A 19,627-nucleotide genomic window follows, 5' to 3' on the forward strand; every position below is an offset into this window, starting at 1 on the left:
GGGCGGCAGCCCGGCTTGCAACGGGCGGCGCCCCGCGGGAGGTTCTCCCGCGGGGCGCCGCACCGTTCTGGAAATGTTCAGGCCTTCCGTGCCCGTGTCGTCTTCTTGGCGGGCGTGGCCTTCTTCGCGGCTCCGGCCGCCTTCTTCGTGGCGGTGTTGTTGGCGGCCCTGGCCGTCGCCGTCTTCTTCGCCGCCGACCCGGCCGCGACCGTCTTCCTGGCCGCCGACTTGCGCGGGGCCGGTACCGAGCTCGCGTCGCTGATCCGGTCGGCGCCGAGGATCTCCCGCAGGAACTTGCCGGTGTGGCTGGCCGGGATCCCGGCGACCTCCTCGGGGGTGCCCTCGGCGACGACGAGTCCGCCGCCGGCGCCGCCCTCGGGGCCCATGTCGACGATCCAGTCGGCGGTCTTGATCACGTCGAGGTTGTGCTCGATGACGATGACCGTGTTGCCCTTGTCGACCAGGCCGGCAAGCACCGTCAGCAGCTTGCTGATGTCCTCGAAGTGCAGACCGGTGGTCGGCTCGTCCAGAACGTAGACCGTACGCCCGGTGGAGCGCTTCTGCAGCTCGCTGGCGAGCTTCACACGCTGCGCCTCACCGCCGGACAGGGTGGTGGCGGACTGACCGAGCCGGACATAGCCGAGCCCGACGTCGTTGAGCGTCTTGAGGTGGCGGTTGATCGCCGGGACCGCCTCGAAGAAGTTCATGGCTTCCTCGATGGGCATGTTCAGGACCTCGGCGATGGACTTGCCCTTGTAGTGGACCTCCAGGGTCTCCCGGTTGTAGCGGGCGCCGTGGCAGACCTCGCACGGGACGTAGACGTCCGGGAGGAAGTTCATCTCGATCTTGATGGTGCCGTCGCCCGCGCAGTTCTCGCAGCGGCCGCCCTTGACGTTGAAGGAGAAGCGGCCGGGCAGATAACCGCGGACCTTCGCCTCGGTGGTCTCGGCGAACAGCTTGCGGATGTGGTCGAAGACGCCGGTGTACGTCGCCGGGTTGGAGCGCGGGGTGCGGCCGATGGGCGACTGGTCGACGTGCACGACCTTGTCGACGAGGTCGTCGCCGTCCACGCGCGTGTGCCGCCCGGGAACGCTCCGCGCGCCGTTCAGCTCACGGGCCAGGTGCGTGTACAGGATGTCGTTGACCAGCGTCGACTTGCCGGATCCGGACACTCCCGTGACGGCCGTGAACACGCCCAGCGGGAAGGAGACGTCGATGTCCTGGAGGTTGTTCTCGCGCGCGCCGTGCACGGTGAGCCTGCGGGAGGGGTCATGCGGGCGGCGGATGTCGGGCAGCGGGATCGACTTCTTGCCGGCCAGGTACTGGCCGGTCATGGACTCGGCGTTGGCGAGCAGTTCCTTCAGGGAGCCGCTGTGCACGACCTTGCCGCCGTGCTCGCCCGCGCCGGGGCCGATGTCGACGACCCAGTCTGCGACTTTGATGGTGTCCTCGTCGTGCTCGACGACGATGAGCGTGTTGCCCATGTCGCGGAGTCTGACCAGGGTCTCGATCAGCCGGTGGTTGTCGCGCTGGTGCAGGCCGATGGACGGCTCGTCCAGGACGTACAGGACGCCGACGAGGCCGGAGCCGATCTGGGTGGCCAGGCGGATGCGCTGGGCCTCGCCGCCGGAGAGGGTGCCGGCCGCGCGGTTCAGCGAGAGGTAGTCCAGGCCGACGTCGACCAGGAACCGCAGCCGCTCGTTGACCTCCTTCAGAACCCGCTCGGCGATCTTCTTGTCGCGGGCGTTGAGCTTCAGCTCGCCCAGGAAGTCGGCGCAGTCGCTGATGGACATGCCGGAGACCTCGGCGATCGACTTCCCCATGATCGTGACCGCGAGGACGATCGGCTTCAGGCGGGTGCCCTCGCAGGTGGGGCAGGGCACCTCGCGCATATAGCCCTCGAAGCGCTCGCGGCTGGCGTCGCTCTCGGCCTCGCTGTGCCGGCGCTTGACGAAGGGCACGGCGCCTTCGAAGGGCGTGGTGTAGACGCGCTCGCGCCCGTACCGGTTGCGGTAGCGGACCTCGATCTGCGTCTTGTGGCCGTGCAGCAGCGCCTTCTTGGCGCGCTGCGGCAGGCCCGCGAAGGGAATGTCGGTCCGGAAGCCCAGGGCGTCCGCCAGGGCGCCGATCAGTCGGCCGAAGTAGTCCTTGGTGTGGCCGTGGGACCAGGGGTGGATGGCGCCCTCGTCGAGGGACTTGTCCTCGTCCGGGACGATCAGTTCGGGGTCGACCTCCATGCGCGTACCGATGCCGGTGCAGTCGGGGCAGGCGCCGAAGGGCGAGTTGAAGGAGAAGGAGCGCGGCTCCAGCTCCTCGAAGGACAGGTCGTCGTACGCGCAGTACAGGTGCTCCGAGTACATGCGCTCGCGCTCGGGGTCGTCCTCGGGGAGGTCGACGAAGTCGAGCACGACCATGCCGCCGGACAGACCGAGGGCGGTCTCCACCGAGTCGGTGAGGCGGCGCTTGGCGGAGTCCTTGACCGTGAGACGGTCGACGACCACCTCGATGGTGTGCTTCTCCTGCTTCTTCAGCGTGGGCGGGCTGGAGAGCTGGATGGTCTCGCCGTCCACACGCGCGCGTGAGTAGCCCTTGGTCTGCAGGTCGGCGAAGAGGTCGACGAACTCGCCCTTGCGCTCGCGCACCAGCGGCGACAGCACCTGGAAGCGGCTCCCCTCCGGCAGCTCCAGGACCTTGTCGACGATGGCCTGCGGCGACTGGCGCGAGATCGGGCGGCCGCACTCGGGGCAGTGCGGCTTGCCGATGCGCGCGAAGAGCAGACGCAGGTAGTCGTAGACCTCGGTGATGGTGCCGACCGTCGAGCGCGGGTTGCGCGAGGTCGACTTCTGGTCGATGGAGACGGCCGGGGACAGCCCCTCGATGAAGTCGACGTCCGGCTTGTCCATCTGGCCGAGGAACTGGCGGGCGTACGAGGAGAGCGACTCCACGTAGCGCCGCTGCCCCTCGGCGAAGATGGTGTCGAAGGCCAGCGAGGACTTGCCCGACCCCGACAGGCCCGTGAAGACGATGAGCGAGTCGCGCGGCAGGTCGAGCGAGACATTCTTGAGGTTGTGCTCGCGCGCGCCACGGACGATGAGACGGTCGGCCACGCCAGTCCGCACCTTTCTTGGCTTGAGAGGAGTGACAGGGGCGAGGCCCCCGTGCTTTCTCAGACTAGGGGGAGCCACTGACAACGCCGGTCGGATTCCCGGGTTGCATAACAATCCCCGGCCCTCCAGCATGCCCGACGCCACGCTCGACCATATAGCACGCGCATTCGATTTACGGCACGGCTTCACCACCTTCACCCAAAGGTGTGGCGGGGCTAGGGTCAGCACCATGATTGATCACGGTCATGACCTGGCGTCTGTACGCGACGCAACGGACCGGCTGCTCACCGCAGCCGCCAAGCTGGACAACGCATCGGTGGCCGAGCCGTCACGGCTGCCCGGCTGGAGCCGCGGCCACGTCCTCGCCCACCTCGCCCGCAACGCGGACGCCCTGGTGAACGTCCTCGAGGGCCGTCCCATGTATCCCTCCGGGGAGGCCCGCGACGCCGACATCGAGCGGGACGCCCCGCGCCCCCTCGACGTCCAGCTCACTGACCTGCGCGACAGCGCGGCCCGCATCCAGGAGACGGGAGCGGCGCCGGCGGACTGGTCGCGCACGGTGGAGCTGCGCAACGGGGTCACCGACTCGGCGTCCAGGGTGCCGTTCCGCCGGTGGGCCGAGGTGGAGCTGCACCATGTGGACCTGGGCATCGGGTACGAGCTGGAGGATCTGCCGGCCGAGTTCTCGGAGCGGGAGATCGATTTCCTGGCGGCACGCTTCTCCGGGCACCCCGAGGTGCCCCCCACCCGGCTGACGGACGGCACGCGCGCGTGGCGGACGGGCCGGGAGGCGTCGCAGCCGGAGGTCACCGTCTCGGGCCCGGCGCCGGATCTGCTCGGCTGGCTGGCCGGGCGCCGCGACGGCTCCGGACTCACCGTGCAGGGCGGCCCGCTGCCGGCGCTTCCGCCGTTGTGACCGCGCGGCCCATGGCGGGGGCTCCGGACACGCTCCCCCGCTATAGGCTGCCGCCATGACGTACAGCGGACAGGTGACGGTCGGCGGCCCGGCGGATGTGCACGAGCTGAAGGACCTGATGATCACCAAGATCGCGGTCGGCCCGATGGACAACAACGCCTATCTGCTGCGCTGCCGGGCCACCGATGAGCAGTTGCTGATCGACGCGGCCAACGACGCGGACACCCTGCTCGGCATGATCGGTGACGACGGCATCGCCTCCGTCGTCACCACCCATCAGCACGGCGACCACTGGCAGGCGCTCGCCCAGGTCGTCGCGGCCACCGGCGCCCGTACGTACGCGGGCCGGGAGGACGCCGTCGGCATCCCAGTGCCGACCGACGTCCTCGTCGACGACGGCGACACCATCCGGGTGGGGCACGTGGAGCTCACCGCGCGCCATCTGGTCGGACACACGCCGGGCTCGATCGCGCTCGTCTACGACGACCCGCACGGGCATCCCCATGTCTTCACCGGGGACTGCCTCTTCCCCGGGGGTGTCGGCAACACCCGTAAGGATCCCAAGGCCTTCGCCAGTCTCATCCACGACGTCGAGACGAAGATCTTCGAGGTGCTGCCGGACGAGACCTGGGTCTACCCCGGGCACGGCAACGACACGACGCTGGGCGCGGAGCGGCCGCATCTGCCGGAGTGGCACGCGCGCGGGTGGTGAGAACGCTGAACGGCGCACAGGGGCGGTCAGGCGTGACGACCTGACCGCCCCTGTGCGCCTCGGCCCGCTTGCCGCCTCGAGAGGACGGGCCCTGACCCATGGGAGTCATGCCCTACAGCGTGCAGGACGGCAGATGCGTCACATCCGGCGGCGCATACGTCGAAGGCGCAGATCGCGCCCCGCGTTCTCGACCCTCCTCGCTCCGGCGTGAACACCCCGTACGCCCGCGCCGACTTGACGCACGCGCCCCGTGTGAACCATTCACACGAGCCGAAGTGCTGCGCGCGCTCCCCGGGCAGCTTGTTGCGCAGTCAACTGGAACCAGCCCCGCACAGGATGACGGCTCCTGCGCGGTATGGGCCGCCGGTCTTTCGATCCCCGCCCTCGACCGGCGGCCCCGGCGTTCTCCCGGGAAGAGTTCACAAGGTCGCAACAAGCGTTCCCACTATGCGGACAATTCCCGTCGTGACCTCGACAAACGGGATGCTGGACTGCCAATCTCCCGCCATGCACCTCGCCCCTCGCGCACTGCGCCGCGCCGTTGCCGCGGCAACCATAGGCCTGCTCGCCACCGCTGTCGGCTGCGCTCCGCAGCCGGAGGACAAGGCGGCGGCCACACCGTCCGGTTCGGCCTCGAAGACCTGCGTCAAGGGCAAGTTGGCCACCAAGACGTCCGGCAAGCTGACCGTCGCCACGGACGAGCCCGCCTACGAACCGTGGTTCAAGGACGACAAACCCGCCAACGGCAAGGGCTTCGAGTCGGCCGTCGCCTACGCGGTGGCGCAGCAGCTCGGCTACGACAAGAGCGCCGTCGTGTGGCAGCAGGTGCCCTTCAACAAGGCCTTCGCGCCCGGCGTGAAGACCTTCGACTTCGACATCAACCAGGTGTCCATCAGCGACGAGCGCAAGAAGGCCGTGGACTTCTCCTCCGGCTACTACGACGTGCGCCAGGCCGTCATCGCGCTGAAGGGCTCGAAGGCCGCGAAGGCGACCGGCATCGCTGATCTCAAGGGCCTCAAGCTGGGCGCCCAGGTGGGCACCACGAGCCTGAACTACATCAGCGACGTGGTGAAGCCCTCGCAGCAGGCGGCCGCGTACTCCAAGAACGACCAGGCCATTTCCGCGCTCAAGAACGGCCAGGTGGACGCGATCGTCACCGACCTGCCGACCGCCTTCTACGTCACCGCCGCCCAGGTGCCCGACGCCAAGATCGTCGGGCAGTTCGAGAACCAGGGCGGTACGCCCGAGCAGTTCGGGCTCGTCCTCGACAAGGGCAGTGCCCTCACCTCGTGCGTGTCGTCGGCCGTGGACGCCCTCCGCAAGGACGGCACGCTGGCGAAGCTGGAGAAGCAGTGGCTGTCCGACGCCGTCGACGCCCCGGTGCTCAAGTGACGGTCACGAAGGAGGAGTCCGGGCAGGACGCGGGCAAGGGGGACATGCCCGACGGGTACACCCCGTCCGAGCGGCGGCTGGCACGCGAGCGCTACAAGCGCGCGCGTGCCCGTCGCGCGACGGCCATCGCCGCCGTCTCGACCCTCGTCACCGCCGTCGTCCTCTACCTGGTCGTCGTCAGCGCTCCCGGCTGGGAGCGCACCAAGGAGACCTTCTTCGACGCGGGCTACGCGCGCGAGGCGTTCCCGAAGGTCCTCGAAGGGCTCTGGCTCAACATCCGGCTGCTGCTGATCTGCGGTGTGCTGGTGCTCGCCCTGGGCATGCTGATCGCCGTCGCACGGACCCTGCCGGGGCCGGTGTTCTTCCCCCTGCGGGCGCTCGCGGCCGCGTACACGGACTTCTTCCGCGGTCTGCCGCTGATCATCAACCTGATGATCGTCGTGTTCGGTGTGCCCGCGCTGCGTCTCCAGGGCGTGACGGTTGATCCCGTGTGGCTGGGCGGTACGGCGCTGACCCTGACGTACTCGGCGTACGTCGCCGAGGTGTTCCGCGCCGGCATCGAGTCGGTGCATCCGTCGCAGCGCGCCGCAGCCCGCTCGCTGGGCCTGACCAACCGGCAGGCGCTGCGGCACGTGGTGCTGCCCCAGGCGGTACGCCGTCAGGTGCCGCCCCTTCTGAACGACCTGGTGTCGCTCCAGAAGGACACCGGACTGGTGTCGATCGGCGGTGCGATCGACGCCGTCCGTGCCTCCGACATCATCGCCCAGCGCAGCCTCAACTACACGCCGTACATCGTGGCGGGCCTGGTCTTCGTGGCGCTGACCATCCCGATGACCCGCTTCACGGACTGGGTGACGGCACGGATGGACCGCCGGCGGGCCCAGGGAGGATCGATATGAGCGACGCGCCCGTGCTGCGCATGGAGTCCGTGCGCAAGACCTTCGGCGACACGGTCGTCCTGAGGGATGTCGACCTGGAGGTCGCGCCGCACACGGTGACCGCGCTGATCGGCGCCTCCGGCTCGGGCAAGTCGACGCTGCTGCGGTGCGCGAACCTCCTGGAGGAGATCGACGACGGGGCGATCTGGCTGGACGGCGAGGAGATCACCGATCCGCGCGCCGACCAGGACGCGGTGCGCCGCCGCATCGGCGTGGTCTTCCAGGCCTACAACCTGTTCCCGCACATGACGGTCCTGGACAACATCACCCTCGCCCCGCGGCGGGTGCACGGCGCCTCCCGTGCGGAGGCCGAGGAGCGCGCCCGGGAGCTGCTGGAGCGGCTCGGGCTCGGCGGCAAGGCGGGCGAGTACCCGGACCGGCTGAGCGGCGGTCAGCAGCAGCGTGTGGCGATCGTGCGCGCTCTCGCCGTACGGCCGCGGCTGCTGCTGCTCGACGAGATCACCGCCGCCCTCGACCCCGAGCTCGTCGGCGAGGTCCTCACCGTCGTGCGGGACCTGAAGGACGACGGCATGACCATGGTGCTGGCCACGCACGAGATGGGCTTCGCCCGGGACGTCGCCGACCAGGTTTGTTTTCTGGACTCGGGGGTGGTCCTGGAGCGCGGAACCGCCGAGCAGGTCTTCGGCGACCCGCAGCAGGAACGCACGCAGCGGTTCCTGCGGCGGATCGTGGAGGCGGGCCGGCTGTAAGAGTCGCGCGCCTGGCGACCGGGGCTTACGCGTCGGCCTGGGCGGCCCCCACCAGCGCCGCGACGCGCTCCACGCCGAACACGTACCCCTGCACTCCGCACCCGGCGATGACGCCGTCGGCGCGCAGGGAGACGTACGAGTGGTGCCGGAACGACTCGCGACGGTGGATGTTGGAGATGTGGACCTCCAGCACGGGCAGTCCGTCGCAGGTGTTGAGTGCGTCCAGGATCGCGACCGAGGTGTGGGAGTAGGCCCCGGGGTTGATGACGATCCCGCAGTGGTTCAGCCGCGCCTCGTGGATCCAGTCGACCAGCTCACCCTCGTGGTTCGACTGGCGGAAGTCCACCGTGCCGCCGTGCGCGGCGGCCGCCTTGGCGCACAGGGCCTCGACGTCGGCGAGGGTGTCCTTGCCGTAGATCTCCGGCTGGCGCTGGCCGAGCAGGTTCAGGTTGGGCCCGTTGAGGATCATGATCGGGGCGTTGGCCAGGGTGCGGGGCACGGTTCCTCCGGTCCGGTGGTGTGCGGCGATCCGTCGAGGACCGCTGTTCGCACCCGGTTTATCACGGTGCCTTCGCGGCTCGACGGCCCGCACTCCCGACGGCCCGCCCGGCGCATCACCGCCACGTTCCGGCGAGGCCCGATCACGCCCGTGCGCCCCCGTAACCCGCTGTCACGGTGGGTAGTTGACGCGGCATGCACGACGTACGCACCGTAATGAGACCCTCCATGCTGCGGCTCGCGGCCGCCTCGCTGGCCGGGACGGCGATCGAGTTCTACGACTTCTTCGTCTACGGGACCGCCGCCGCACTGGTCCTGGGGCCGCTGTTCTTCCCGGCGTTCTCACCGGTGGCGGGGACGCTCGCCGCCTTCGTCACGTTCGGCGTGGGGTTCGTGGCGCGGCCGCTGGGCTCGGTGCTGTTCGGGCACATCGGGGACCGGCGCGGACGCCGGCCGGTCCTGGTCGGCTCGCTGCTGCTGACCGGCGGCGCCACGGTCGCGGTCGGCTGTGTGCCGACGTACGGGTCGATCGGTGTGGCCGCCCCCGCGCTGCTCCTGGTGCTGCGTTTTCTGCAGGGGCTGGGGCTCGGCGGGGAGTGGGGCGGGGCGGTGCTGCTCACCGCCGAGCACGCGCCCCCCGAACGGCGTGCCCTGTGGTCGAGCTTCCCGCAGGTCGGGCCCGCCCTGGGATTCCTGCTCGCCAATGGTGTGGTGCTGGTGCTGTCGGCGACGCTGTCCGACGCGCAGTTCGCCCAGTGGGGATGGCGGGTGCCGTTCTGGGCGGCGGGCCTGCTGGCCGCGATGGGGCTGTGGCTGCGGTCCTCGCTGGCCGAGAGCCCCAGCTTCCTCGAGATCGACGACCACGCGCGCGTGCCGCTCGCGGAGGTCGTACGCGACCACTGGCGGCTCGTCCTGCTGACGGCCGGGGCCCTCTCGGTCGGGTACGCGATCTTCTACGCCGTGACCACGTGGTCTCTCGCGTACGCCACGGAGCGGCTCGGAGTCAGCCGTATCGTCATCCTGACCTGCACCATGGCCGCGGTGGTGGTGCAGGGCGCACTCATCCCGCCGGCCGCACTGCTCGGGGACCGCTACGGACGGCGGCCGATGTGCCTGGTGGGGTGCACCGCCGCCGCTGCGTGGATGTTTCCGACGGTCTACCTTCTCGCGACCGGTGAGCCGCTGCTGATGTTCGCCGGCATCCTGGGGGCGCTGCTCGCGTTCGTCACGACGCTCGGAGTGATCGCCGCGTATCTGCCCGAGTTGTACGAGCCGCGGGTGCGCTGCACGGGAGCGGCTGTCGGCTACAACCTCGGCGGGGTGCTCGGGGGCGCGCTCACACCGATCGTGGCAACGGCGCTGGCCGGGCACGGAGGCCGGGTGCCGTGGGGCGTGGGCGCCTATCTGACGGGGATCGCGCTGCTGAGCCTGGGGTGCTTCGCCCTGCTGCCGGAGACACGGCCGGCGGCGGTGGTCGTGGCGGAGCCGGTCATGGATTGACCGCGAGCTCCAAGTACGCCGCGAACAGCACCAGATGGACCCCGCCCTGCAGCGGTGTGGCCCGGCCCGGCACCACCGTCAGCGAGCTCACCACCACGGTCAGGACGAGCAGCACCATGTGTGTGGAGCCGAGGCCGAGGACGAGCGGGCCGGGGAGCCAGACGGACGCCAGGGCCACCGCGGGGATGGTCAGGCCGATGCTGGCCATGGCGGAGCCGAGGGCGAGGTTCAGGCTGGTCTGCACCCGGTCCCGGCGGGCGGAGCGCAGGGCCGCGATGGTCTCCGGGAGCAGCACCAGCAGGGCGATGATCACGCCGACGACCGCGTGGTGCAGTCCGGCGGCCTCCACTGCGGACTCGATCGTGGGTGACACGCCCTTGGCCAGTCCGACCACGCCGATCAGCGCGAGCCCGAGCAGGGCCAGGCTGATCCACGCGGTGCGGACGGCCGGGGTGTCCGCGTGGTCGTCCGCGGTGACCACCCCGCCCTGGCGGCTGATGGGCAGGAAGTAGTCGCGGTGCCGCACGGTCTGGGTCGCGACGAACAGGCCGTAGAGGATCAGCGAGGAGATCGCGGCGAACGTGAGCTGCACGCCGGAGAACTCCGGGCCCGGCTTGCTGGTGGTGAAGGTCGGCAGTACCAGGCTGAGCGTGGCCAGGGTGGCCACGGTGGCGAGCGCGGCGCCGGTGCCTTCGGGGTTGAAGACCGCGGTGCCGTGGCGCACGGAGGCGACCAGCATACAGAGGCCGACGATGCCGTTGCAGGTGATCATCACGGCCGCGAAGACCGTGTCCCTGGCCAGGGTCGAGCTCTTGCCGCCGCCGTCTGCCATCAGGGTGACGATCAGGGCGACCTCAATGACTGTGACGGCGACGGCGAGCACGAGCGAACCGAAGGGTTCACCGACCCGGTGCGCGACCACCTCGGCATGGTGCACGGCGGCCAGGACGGCGCCGGCGAGGACGAGGGCGACCACGGCGACGACCGCGGCGGGAAGATCACGCCCCCAGGTGAAGGCCAGTAGCACGATCGCGAGTACCGGCACGACGGACGTCCACCGCGTAGTGAGCGACTTGAGCCGAGCGATCATGCAGTGATCGTTGCAGAGGCCTACGGGCCCCGCACTCCGGCGGTGCGGGGCCCCTTCGGGGGGTGCGCGGCTATTTGAGCTCGGTCATCTCCAGCAGGTCGCAGTTGGTGAACGTGCGCTCCCCGATGCTCAGTGCGCCCATCTGCTCCGCCATCTTGGTCGTCTCGGGGTCGTTGCTGTTTCGCATCGCGTCCTCGTACGACTCGAATTCGATCAGTGCCAGATAGCGGCGGGGGTTGTCCCGGTCCTTGAGGAGCATGCTGTGCGTGGGGCCGCCCGCCCGGCCGGCGCTGCGCTCCCTCGCCTCCTGGACCAGCTGCCGCATCTCCTCCAGACGCTCGGTCTCAAAGGTGATGATCTGCACGAACTTCATGGGTACCTCCACCCGGCCAGGGCGCTCCCGGCCGGGGAACGCGCTCAGGAAACAAGCAAGCACCGGGAGGGTGCGTCGGCAATTCGCCGCGCGTCCCTCCCGGTGGTGGTTGTTCCTACGTCCGTCGCAGTCAGGCCTGGATGCTGTCCTTCGCAGCGCCCTCGCTCTCGCCGTGCGCCGCCTGGGCCGCCGCCTGCTTCTTCGACGCCCGCAGACTGGTGATGGTGGTGACGACGAGGACCGAGCAGATCACGCCGAGGGAGACCGGGATGGAGATCTCCGGGACGTGGACGCCGGACTCGTGCAGTGCGTGCAGCACCAGCTTGACGCCGATGAAGCCGAGGATGATCGACAGGCCGTAGCTGAGGTGCACCAGCTTCTTCAGCAGTCCGCCGATGAGGAAGTACAGCTGCCTGAGGCCCATCAGCGCGAAGGCGTTGGCGGTGAAGACGATGTACGGGTCCTGGGTCAGGCCGAAGATCGCGGGTATCGAGTCGAGCGCGAACAGGACGTCGGTGGTGCCGATCGCGAGCATCACGACCAGCATCGGTGTCATGACCCGCTTGCCGTTCTGCTGGATCCACAGCTTGGTGCCGTGGTAGCGGTCGGCGACTCCGAAGCGGCGCTCGGCGGCCTTGAGCAGCTTGTTCTCCTCGAACTCCTCGTCCTCCTCGTCGGCCCGGGCCTCCTGGATGAGCTTCCAGGCGGTCCAGATGAGGAAGGCGCCGAAGAGGTAGAACACCCACGCGAAGCTGGCGAGGATCGCCGCTCCGGCGGCGATGAAGATCGCTCGCAGGACCAGGGCTATGAGGACGCCGACGAGCAGCACCCGCTGCTGGTACTGGGAGGGCACCGCGAACTTCGCCATGATCAGGACGAAGACGAAGAGGTTGTCGACGCTCAGGGACTTCTCGGTGATGAAGCCTGCGAAGAACTCCCCGCCGGCCTGGCCGCCTCCGAAGAGGAGCAGACCGAGCCCGAAGAGCCCGGCCAGGGCGATCCAGACGACCGTCCAGATCCCGGCTTCCTTGATCGAGACGTCGTGCGGCTTGCGGCCGATGAAGAAGTCGACCGCGATCAGGGCGGCAAGGCCCACGATGGTCAGGACCCACAGGGTCGGGGAAACATCCACGGTGCCTCCGGCAATACGTAACGGCAGATGACCAGCGTCGTCGCGCTGCCGGAGGTCTCTTCCACCCACGGTGGGCCGACGCCCCGGGATCAGCTCTGATCCGTATTGACGGGTACGCCGCAGTCGACAGGGAGTACTCCCCTCCGTGAGAACTACAGTACCCAATCACCAAGGATGGGTAAAGTGATTAGCAAAGGAAAGGTCAAAGAACCAGTTCAGTGGGCCTTTACCGGTACTTGGTGCGGGCCGTTGCCACCTGGGTGAGGACCTGCTGGAGCACCTGGCTTCCTGGCGGCACGAGGGCGGGCTCGTAGGTCCAGGCATGACCGACCCACGGATCGGCGAGATGGTCGTCGGGCAGCGGGGTGAGGCGCAGCAGCGAACGCCACAGGGGGTCGAGCAGAGGCCCGTAGCCGGCGGCCTCTTCGCGGTCCGCCACCATCATCAGATGGACGCCCACGGCCGGGCCCTCGTCCGCCAGGTAGCGCAGCTGGGTCACCGCCCGGTCGTCGAAGCCGTGCGGGAAGTCGTTGACGATCAGAAGCTGCTCGGCGGTGTCCACACCGGGCGGGAGCGAGTCGGCCGCACCACCGCGCACCGCCATCTGCACCAGGTCGACGCGCTGGGTCAGCCGGGTCAGGACGTCCGCCACGCCCGCCGCGCCCAGGGCGGGCGTGGCCGCGAGCACGCCGCTGTGCACCAGCGGTGCGAGCGCCTGAGCTGCGGAGCCGGCCGGGTCGATGACATGCACGGTGAACTCGCCCGCCGGGTAGACCGCAAGCAGTCGTGCCGCGAGCGCCACCGCCGTGTCCATCGCGAGGCGCCCCAGCTCATCGGCGCTTGCGGACGAGTCGTCGAGCGAAGCCGGACGTCCGCTGTCGATCCACAGGCCGCGTTCGAGCGGGAGGCGGACCAGCATCGGGATGCGCAGCAGCTCGCTCTCGGGCAGCGAGAGGTCGCCCAGGCGAACGGCCATGGGGATCTCCATAGGCATCCGGTAGCCGTGCCAGACGGGGTTGTCCCAGCGCGCGTACGCGGGTGGCAGCGCGGGCTCGACGACCTCGGCCTCGGCGGCGAGCTGGGCGAGGTCCCTGTCGAGCGCCGCCCTGGCCTGGTCGACGAGGAGCGCATGCTTGGCGCGGGCCGCCTCGCGCGCGGCCTCGCCCTGTCCGCCGATTCTGCTGCGCGGGTCGGACAGGGCCTGGTCGAGTTCCTTCTCCATGCGCGAGTCGGCGAAGTCGACGGCGCTGCGGTAGGCGGCCGTGGCGCGGGCCAGGTCCTCGAACATGCCCCAGACCTGGTTGTACAACCGCTCGTCCATGGACCAGCCCGTCGCGTCACCCGCGACCGGCGGCGCGGGCTGTCCCGGCGCGGCCGGAGGCACCGTCGGCGGGGGCGGTGGCGGTGCGGCGGCCTGCCGGCCCGGGTGGCTGTGGTCGACCGGGCCGCCGGCGGTGGGCGAGGACGGCTGTGTGACCGTGGAAGGATCCGCCGGGTATCCGGGCTGGGCGCCCTGTGGTCCATACGGAGATGTGGGCTGCGGTGGTACGGGGCCGGGGGCGCCCTGGGGTGCCGCGGGACCGCCCTGGTCGGGTCCGTGGGCCGGTGCGGCGGCCTGGCGCGTCCGGTCCCCCTCCGCGGTGCGCTGCGGGGGTGCCGGCACCGAGCGGGCCAGGCCCTGGGCCACGGCGTCGTTGATGGTGCCCGCCAGGCGGTGGGCCTCGGTCAGGCCCTGGTCGGCGAAGAGCTCGGCGAGGCCGCCCGCGTACCCCTGGCCGACGGCACGCACCTTCCAGGCGCCCTGCCGCCGGTAGAGCTCCAGGGCGACGACGGCGCATTCGGCGTCCAGACCGGTGATCGTGTAACTGGCGACCTCGGTGCCGTCCAGGCCGGTGACCGCCACGAAGGGGGCGGCGACCGTGCCGAAGCGGACCGGGCCTTGTCCGCCCGCGGCGGGCAGGGCGAGCAGCACATTGACCCGGTGCACGGCCTCCGGCATGGCGTCCAGGTCCACCGCGAGACGGTGGTCGGCGGCCGCCTGCTTGGAGACTTCGAGGCCGGGCAGGGTGGGCGCGCCGGGGTGGGCCACCCATTCGACGCCCCGTGCCTTGCCGTTCTCGTCGCTGAGCGTGGCCGAGGCCACGACCGGCGTGCCGGCCGCGACCCGGATCTCCAGACGGGACTGGGAGAGCGGGTGGTTCTGCCCCCGCACCAGCTCGGCCGTCATCGCCCTCGTCCCCCTGTGTCGCTGGTGTGTCGTGTTGTGTGCCGCCAGGGCCCGTCTCTCCGGCGGGCCCTGGCGGGGTGGGCTCTACAGGTGCGGCAGGATCGCCGGCATCAGGTCCTGGAAGGTGCGGCCGTTGGCCGGGGTGCCGAGGGCCGTCATCGTCCAGCCCGGGCCCGAGCGGTGCACCTTCGCCATGATCTGGGCCGTGTAGGCGCCGCCGCCCGCCAGCGTGTAGCGGGCGAGCTCCTGGCCGTTGGTCTCGTCGACCAGGCGGCAGAACGCGTTCTGCACCTCCTGGAAGGTCTGGCCGGTGAAGGAGTTCACGGTGAAGACGATCTGGTCGATGTGGACCGGGACGCGCGCCAGGTCCACCAGGATCGCCTCGTCGTCGCCGCCCTGGCCCACGCCGCCGACCAGGTTGTCACCGGTGTGGCGCACGGAGCCGTCGTCGCTCACCAGGTGGCGGAAGAAGACGACGTCGACCGGCTGCTTGTCGGCGAACAGGACGGCGGAGGCGTCCAGGTCGATCTCCCGGGTGCGCGAGCCGAACAGGCCGCGCCGGGGAGCCGCCTGCCAGCCGAGACCCATGCGGACCGCGGTCAGGCTGCCTCCGTCGTTCTTCTGCAGACTGATGGCCTGACCCTTGGTCATGTTGACGGTCACGCGCTGTTCCCCTCTCGAACTGTCCCCTGTTGCCGCAGAGTCCGCGGTTGCCCAAAACCCTACGCAGGGCCACCGAGACTGCCGCACCCCGACCCGTACTTTGTGTCGGTCTTGCAACACAGAGCGCATGGGCCGGGGCCCGGCAGCTGCAGCGGGTGCTCAGGCCAGGCCCGCCTCCCTCATCTGGCGCAGCTCCTTCTTCATCTCGGAGACCTCGTCGCGCAGCCGGGCCGCGATCTCGAACTGGAGGTCGGCGGCGGCGGCGCGCATGCGCGCCGTCATCTCCTCGATCTGCTCGGCGAGTTCGGCGGCGGGACGGTCGGTCGGGACCGTCTCCTTGGCCTTGCCCTTGGCGGACTTGGCACCGCCTGCCGTCTTGGAGCCGAGGGCGGGCACGGGTGCCTTGGCGCCCTTGCCGTCCTTCAGCTTGCGGTAGCCGGAGCCGAGCAGCTGCTCCGTGTCGACGTCCTCGCGGGCGATCTGGGCGACGATGTCATTGATCTTCTTGCGGAGCGGCTGGGGGTCGATGCCATGGGCCGTGTTGTACGCGACCTGCTTCTCCCGGCGACGGTTGGTCTCCTCGATGGCCTTCTCCATCGCCGGGGTGATCTTGTCGGCGTACATGTGGACCTGGCCGGAGACGTTGCGCGCAGCGCGGCCGATGGTCTGGATCAGCGACGTACCGGAACGCAGGAAGCCTTCCTTGTCGGCATCGAGGATGGCCACCAGGGACACCTCCGGCAGGTCGAGGCCCTCGCGCAGCAGGTTGATGCCGACGAGGACGTCGAAGTCGCCGGAGCGCAGTTCGCGCAGCAGTTCGACGCGGCGCAGGGTGTCGACGTCGCTGTGCAGATAGCGGACCTGGATGCCCAGTTCCAGGAAGTAGTCCGTGAGGTCCTCGGCCATCTTCTTGGTGAGCGTGGTGACCAGGACGCGCTCGTCCTTCTCGGTACGGGTGCGGATCTCGTGCACCAGGTCGTCGATCTGGCCCTCGGTGGGCTTGACCACGACCTCCGGGTCGATCAGACCGGTGGGGCGGATGATCTGCTCCACGGCGCCGTCCGCGCGCGAGAGCTCGTACTTGCCCGGGGTCGCCGACAGATAGACCGTCTGCCCGATGCGCTCCTGGAACTCCTCCCACTTCAGCGGGCGGTTGTCGAGGGCGGAGGGCAGGCGGAAGCCGTGATCGACGAGGGTGCGCTTGCGGGAGGCGTCGCCCTCGTACATCGCGCCGATCTGCGGGACGGTGTTGTGGGACTCGTCGATGACCAGCAGGAAGTCGTCCGGGAAGTAGTCCAGCAGGGTGTTGGGCGGGGAGCCGGGCTGTCGGCCGTCGAAGTGCATCGAGTAGTTCTCCACGCCGGAGCAGGAGCCGATCTGGCGGAGCATCTCGAGGTCGTACGTCGTCCGCATCCGCAGGCGCTGGGCCTCCAGGAGCTTGCCCTGCTTCTCCAGTTCGGCCAGGCGCTCGCCGAGCTCCTTCTCGATGTCGTTGATGGCCCGCTCCATGCGTTCGGGCCCTGCGACGTAGTGGGACGCCGGGAAGACGTACAACTGCTGGTGGTCGCTGATGATCTCGCCGGTGATCGGGTGGAGCGTGGAGAGGGCCTCGATCTCGTCGCCGAACATCTCGATGCGGACGGCGAGTTCCTCGTAGACCGGGAAGATCTCGATGGTGTCGCCGCGGACGCGGAAGGTGCCCCTCGTGAAGGCCAGGTCGTTGCGCGTGTACTGGATGTCGACGAAGCGGCGCAGCAGCTGGTCACGGTCGATCTCGTCGCCGACCTTGAGGGGGACCATCCGGTCCACGTACTCCTGGGGGGTACCGAGGCCGTAGATGCAGGACACCGAGGCGACCACGACGACGTCCCGGCGGGTGAGCAGCGAGTTCGTCGCCGAGTGACGCAGGCGCTCGACCTCCTCGTTGATCGAGGAGTCCTTCTCGATGTAGGTGTCCGACTGCGGGACGTAGGCCTCGGGCTGGTAGTAGTCGTAGTACGAGACGAAGTACTCGACCGCGTTGTTCGGCAGCAGCTCGCGGAACTCGTTCGCCAGCTGGGCGGCCAGGGTCTTGTTCGGCGCCATCACCAGGGTGGGGCGCTGAAGCTTCTCGATCATCCACGCGGTGGTGGCGGACTTGCCGGTGCCGGTCGCGCCGAGCAGGACGACGTCCTTCTCGCCTGCCTCGATGCGCCGGGCGAGCTCGGCGATGGCCTGCGGCTGGTCGCCGCTGGGCTGGTAGGGGCTGACGACCTCGAAGGGCGCCACCGTGCGTTCGATGTTGGAAACGGGCCGCATGGAATCAACCGTACGACCCGGCACTGACAACGCGGGCCGATCAGCGGTTCTGCGGGGCGCGGGAGCTGCGTCGGCCCTGCTGCCGGGCGGGGCGGAGCGGGAGGCGGTGGGCCTGGTGGTGGACGGCCGGGTGGGCCGGGACGCCCGGCTTGTTCTCGACGGGGCTCAGGGCGGGCTTGCCCATGACCATCAACGGGTCGAACATCACGACCACGGCGGCGAGCAGGAGGAAGGCGAGCGGGCCCACCAGCATGGGCCACAGCAGTGCGGCGGGCGAGTCCCCGGCGGTCGTGGCCGCTGTGTCGTGGAGGTGGACGCTGAGGGCCGCCATGCCCGTGTAGTGCATGCCGCTGACGGCGAGTCCCATGACGAGGCTCGCGCCCACGCTCCACAGGAAGCCCCTGATCTGGCCGGCCGCCCACAGGGCGGCGGTCGCGGCCACCATCGCTATGACGACGGAGGCGGCGACGGTCATCGTGTTGTATTCCAGCCGTCCGTTCAGGCGCATTCCGGCCATGCCCAGATAGTGCATCGAGGCGATCCCCAGGCCGGTGATCGTCCCCCCGGTGAACAGGGCCGTTCCCTTCGTGCCCTTGTAACCGACGATGAAGATCCCGACACCCACCATGACGATGGCGACAGCGAGGCTGGCGAACGTGATCGGCTTGTCGTAGTGGATCGGGGCCTGTTTGACGGTGAACCCCATCATCGCGACGAAGTGCATGGTCCATATGCCGGAGCCGATGGCCGCCGACCCGAGGGCGAGCCAGCCGGGCCGCCAGGAGTGGGCGACGAGCATGGATCTGGTCGTGCAGCGCAGCCCCAGGGCGCCACCGAGGGAGGCCATGAGATAGGCCACCACCGGTGTGACGAGTCCGTAGCTGAATCCGTCGACCGTGCCTTGCATGCGCGGCTGCCCTTCCCGCCCTCTTACGTTCCGGAATTCCCTGAAATGCGCCCCCTCCCAGGACCGCCCGAGCGGTCAGGGTTGAGGCAGAGAGTATGACCCCCACCAGAATGGTCGAACGATTTTCCGGCAAAGAAACACGTCGTTGCCCCAGTTGTGCGGCCGCAGTGAGCGGACTTGGGCGACTCCATTCAATGTGTGGTCGTTCTGTACACCACCGTCGTTGACGCTCTGCTGTCACAGTTGAGCTGTCCGTGTTCACACGACGCGAGGAGTACGCATGCACGCGCGCGCAGCCGCCGCCTTCACCACCGCGCTCCTGGGGACCGCCGGCCTCCTGCTGCCCGGCTCCGCCGCGCGGGCCGGCGACGTCGACGTACGACCGCTGGTCATCGGGCACCGAGGGGCGTCCGCCTACGCGCCCGAGAACACCCTGGCCTCCATCGACAAGGCGGCCCGGCTGGGCATCCCCTGGGTGGAGAACGACGTGCAGCGCACCAAGGACGGCGAACTCGTCGTCATCCACGACGACAGCCTGCAGCGCACCACCGACGTCGAGGAGGTCTTCCCCTGCCGGACGTCCTGGGAGGTGAAGGACTTCACCGCTGCCGAGATCGCGCGCCTCGACGCGGGGAGCTGGTTCGGTCGCCGCTATGCGGGCGCGCGCGTGCCGACGCTCGACGAGTACATGCGCCGGGTCGAGCACAACCACCAGAAGCTGCTGCTGGAGATCAAGAATCCCGAGCTGTATCCGGGCATCGAACAGCAGACCCTGAAGGTGCTCGGCAACGACGGCTGGCTCGACCCGCAGCACCTGGCCGACCGGCTTGTCGTGCAGAGCTTCAGCGCGGACAGCCTACGGATCGTCCACAATCTGAAGCCCGCCGTCAGGACGAGCTTCCTCGGCACACCGCAGTTCTCGGACCTTCCCGCCTACGCGCGCTTCACCGACGGGATCAATCCCTCCGCCGGCTCCGTCTCGATGGCCTACGTCGCCGCCGTGCACGCCTTCACGGGACCGCACGGCAAGCCGCTCAACGTCTTCACATGGACCGTGAACGACGCGGACACCGCCCGTCAGGTCACCCGGTACGGCGTGGACGGCATCATCACCAACGAGCCCGACGTGATCCGAGCCGCGCTGCAGGAGCCCTGAGCTCCGGC

Annotated in this window: 16 protein-coding genes; 7 read left to right on the forward strand and 9 right to left on the reverse strand. The window is 69.5% G+C overall.

Annotated elements, in window-relative coordinates:
• Positions 1–77 precede the first annotated feature (77 nt).
• Positions 78–3,107, reverse strand: a complete 3,030-nt coding sequence (gene uvrA / locus ACFY1E_RS34835; protein ID WP_389083209.1) for an excinuclease ABC subunit UvrA — start codon at positions 3,105–3,107, stop codon at positions 78–80.
• A gap of 229 nt (positions 3,108–3,336) precedes the next feature.
• Between uvrA and ACFY1E_RS34840 the strand changes: the two genes are divergently transcribed.
• The 5 genes from ACFY1E_RS34840 (at position 3,337) to ACFY1E_RS34860 (ending at position 7,775) form a co-directional block, all read left to right on the forward strand.
• Positions 3,337–4,023, forward strand: coding sequence for a maleylpyruvate isomerase family mycothiol-dependent enzyme (locus ACFY1E_RS34840; protein ID WP_389083210.1), 687 nt, complete (start codon positions 3,337–3,339; stop codon positions 4,021–4,023).
• A gap of 55 nt (positions 4,024–4,078) precedes the next feature.
• On the forward strand, positions 4,079–4,735 hold the full coding sequence (locus ACFY1E_RS34845) for an MBL fold metallo-hydrolase (RefSeq protein ID WP_389083212.1): 657 nt from the start codon (positions 4,079–4,081) through the stop codon (positions 4,733–4,735).
• A gap of 507 nt (positions 4,736–5,242) precedes the next feature.
• Complete coding sequence (locus ACFY1E_RS34850) at positions 5,243–6,127, forward strand: ABC transporter substrate-binding protein (protein ID WP_389083354.1); 885 nt, start codon at positions 5,243–5,245, stop codon at positions 6,125–6,127.
• Positions 6,124–7,026, forward strand: a complete 903-nt coding sequence (locus ACFY1E_RS34855; protein ID WP_389083215.1) for an amino acid ABC transporter permease — start codon at positions 6,124–6,126, stop codon at positions 7,024–7,026. Before ACFY1E_RS34850 ends, ACFY1E_RS34855 begins: the two co-directional genes overlap by 4 nt.
• The gene (locus tag ACFY1E_RS34860; RefSeq protein WP_389083217.1) at positions 7,023–7,775 is read left to right on the forward strand and encodes an amino acid ABC transporter ATP-binding protein; all 753 of its coding nucleotides are present in this window, start codon (positions 7,023–7,025) and stop codon (positions 7,773–7,775) included. The genes ACFY1E_RS34855 and ACFY1E_RS34860 overlap by 4 nt, the downstream gene beginning before the upstream one ends.
• A 25-nt stretch (positions 7,776–7,800) precedes the next feature.
• On the opposite strand, the gene aroQ is transcribed toward ACFY1E_RS34860, so the two are convergent.
• Positions 7,801–8,274, reverse strand: a complete 474-nt coding sequence (aroQ, locus tag ACFY1E_RS34865) for a type II 3-dehydroquinate dehydratase (protein WP_115908816.1) — start codon at positions 8,272–8,274, stop codon at positions 7,801–7,803.
• Positions 8,275–8,501: 227 nt separating this feature from the next.
• Here aroQ and ACFY1E_RS34870 point away from each other — a divergent pair, with 227 nt between their 5' ends.
• Positions 8,502–9,773: an MFS transporter gene (locus ACFY1E_RS34870; protein WP_389083220.1), complete on the forward strand. Its 1,272-nt coding sequence runs from the start codon at positions 8,502–8,504 to the stop codon at positions 9,771–9,773.
• Here ACFY1E_RS34870 and ACFY1E_RS34875 read toward each other — a convergent pair.
• From ACFY1E_RS34875 to ACFY1E_RS34905, 7 genes are all read right to left on the reverse strand, one after another.
• Positions 9,763–10,863, reverse strand: coding sequence for a calcium:proton antiporter (locus ACFY1E_RS34875; RefSeq protein ID WP_389083222.1), 1,101 nt, complete (start codon positions 10,861–10,863; stop codon positions 9,763–9,765). The genes ACFY1E_RS34870 and ACFY1E_RS34875 overlap by 11 nt on opposite strands.
• A gap of 70 nt (positions 10,864–10,933) precedes the next feature.
• On the reverse strand, positions 10,934–11,236 hold the full coding sequence (locus ACFY1E_RS34880; protein ID WP_389083225.1) for a hypothetical protein: 303 nt from the start codon (positions 11,234–11,236) through the stop codon (positions 10,934–10,936).
• 130 nt (positions 11,237–11,366) lie between these two features.
• The gene (locus tag ACFY1E_RS34885; protein ID WP_389083228.1) at positions 11,367–12,368 is read right to left on the reverse strand and encodes a TerC/Alx family metal homeostasis membrane protein; all 1,002 of its coding nucleotides are present in this window, start codon (positions 12,366–12,368) and stop codon (positions 11,367–11,369) included.
• A gap of 226 nt (positions 12,369–12,594) precedes the next feature.
• Positions 12,595–14,595 carry a TerD family protein gene (locus ACFY1E_RS34890; RefSeq protein ID WP_389083230.1) on the reverse strand — a complete coding sequence of 667 codons (2,001 nt, stop codon included), beginning with the start codon at positions 14,593–14,595 and terminating at the stop codon, positions 12,595–12,597.
• An 84-nt stretch (positions 14,596–14,679) separates the two neighbouring features.
• Positions 14,680–15,258, reverse strand: coding sequence for a TerD family protein (locus tag ACFY1E_RS34895; RefSeq protein ID WP_115908810.1), 579 nt, complete (start codon positions 15,256–15,258; stop codon positions 14,680–14,682).
• Between the two features lie 159 nt (positions 15,259–15,417).
• The gene (gene uvrB, locus ACFY1E_RS34900) at positions 15,418–17,556 is read right to left on the reverse strand and encodes an excinuclease ABC subunit UvrB (protein ID WP_389083232.1); all 2,139 of its coding nucleotides are present in this window, start codon (positions 17,554–17,556) and stop codon (positions 15,418–15,420) included.
• 40 nt (positions 17,557–17,596) lie between these two features.
• Complete coding sequence (locus ACFY1E_RS34905) at positions 17,597–18,463, reverse strand: MHYT domain-containing protein (protein WP_389083234.1); 867 nt, start codon at positions 18,461–18,463, stop codon at positions 17,597–17,599.
• Between the two features lie 280 nt (positions 18,464–18,743).
• Here ACFY1E_RS34905 and ACFY1E_RS34910 point away from each other — a divergent pair, with 280 nt between their 5' ends.
• Positions 18,744–19,619 (forward strand): glycerophosphodiester phosphodiesterase, encoded by an 876-nt coding sequence (locus ACFY1E_RS34910; protein WP_389083237.1) that lies wholly within the window; start codon positions 18,744–18,746, stop codon positions 19,617–19,619.
• Positions 19,620–19,627: the final 8 nt, after the last annotated feature.

Source organism: Streptomyces sp. NPDC001604 (genome assembly GCF_042893475.1).
Lineage (GTDB): Bacteria > Actinomycetota > Actinomycetes > Streptomycetales > Streptomycetaceae > Streptomyces.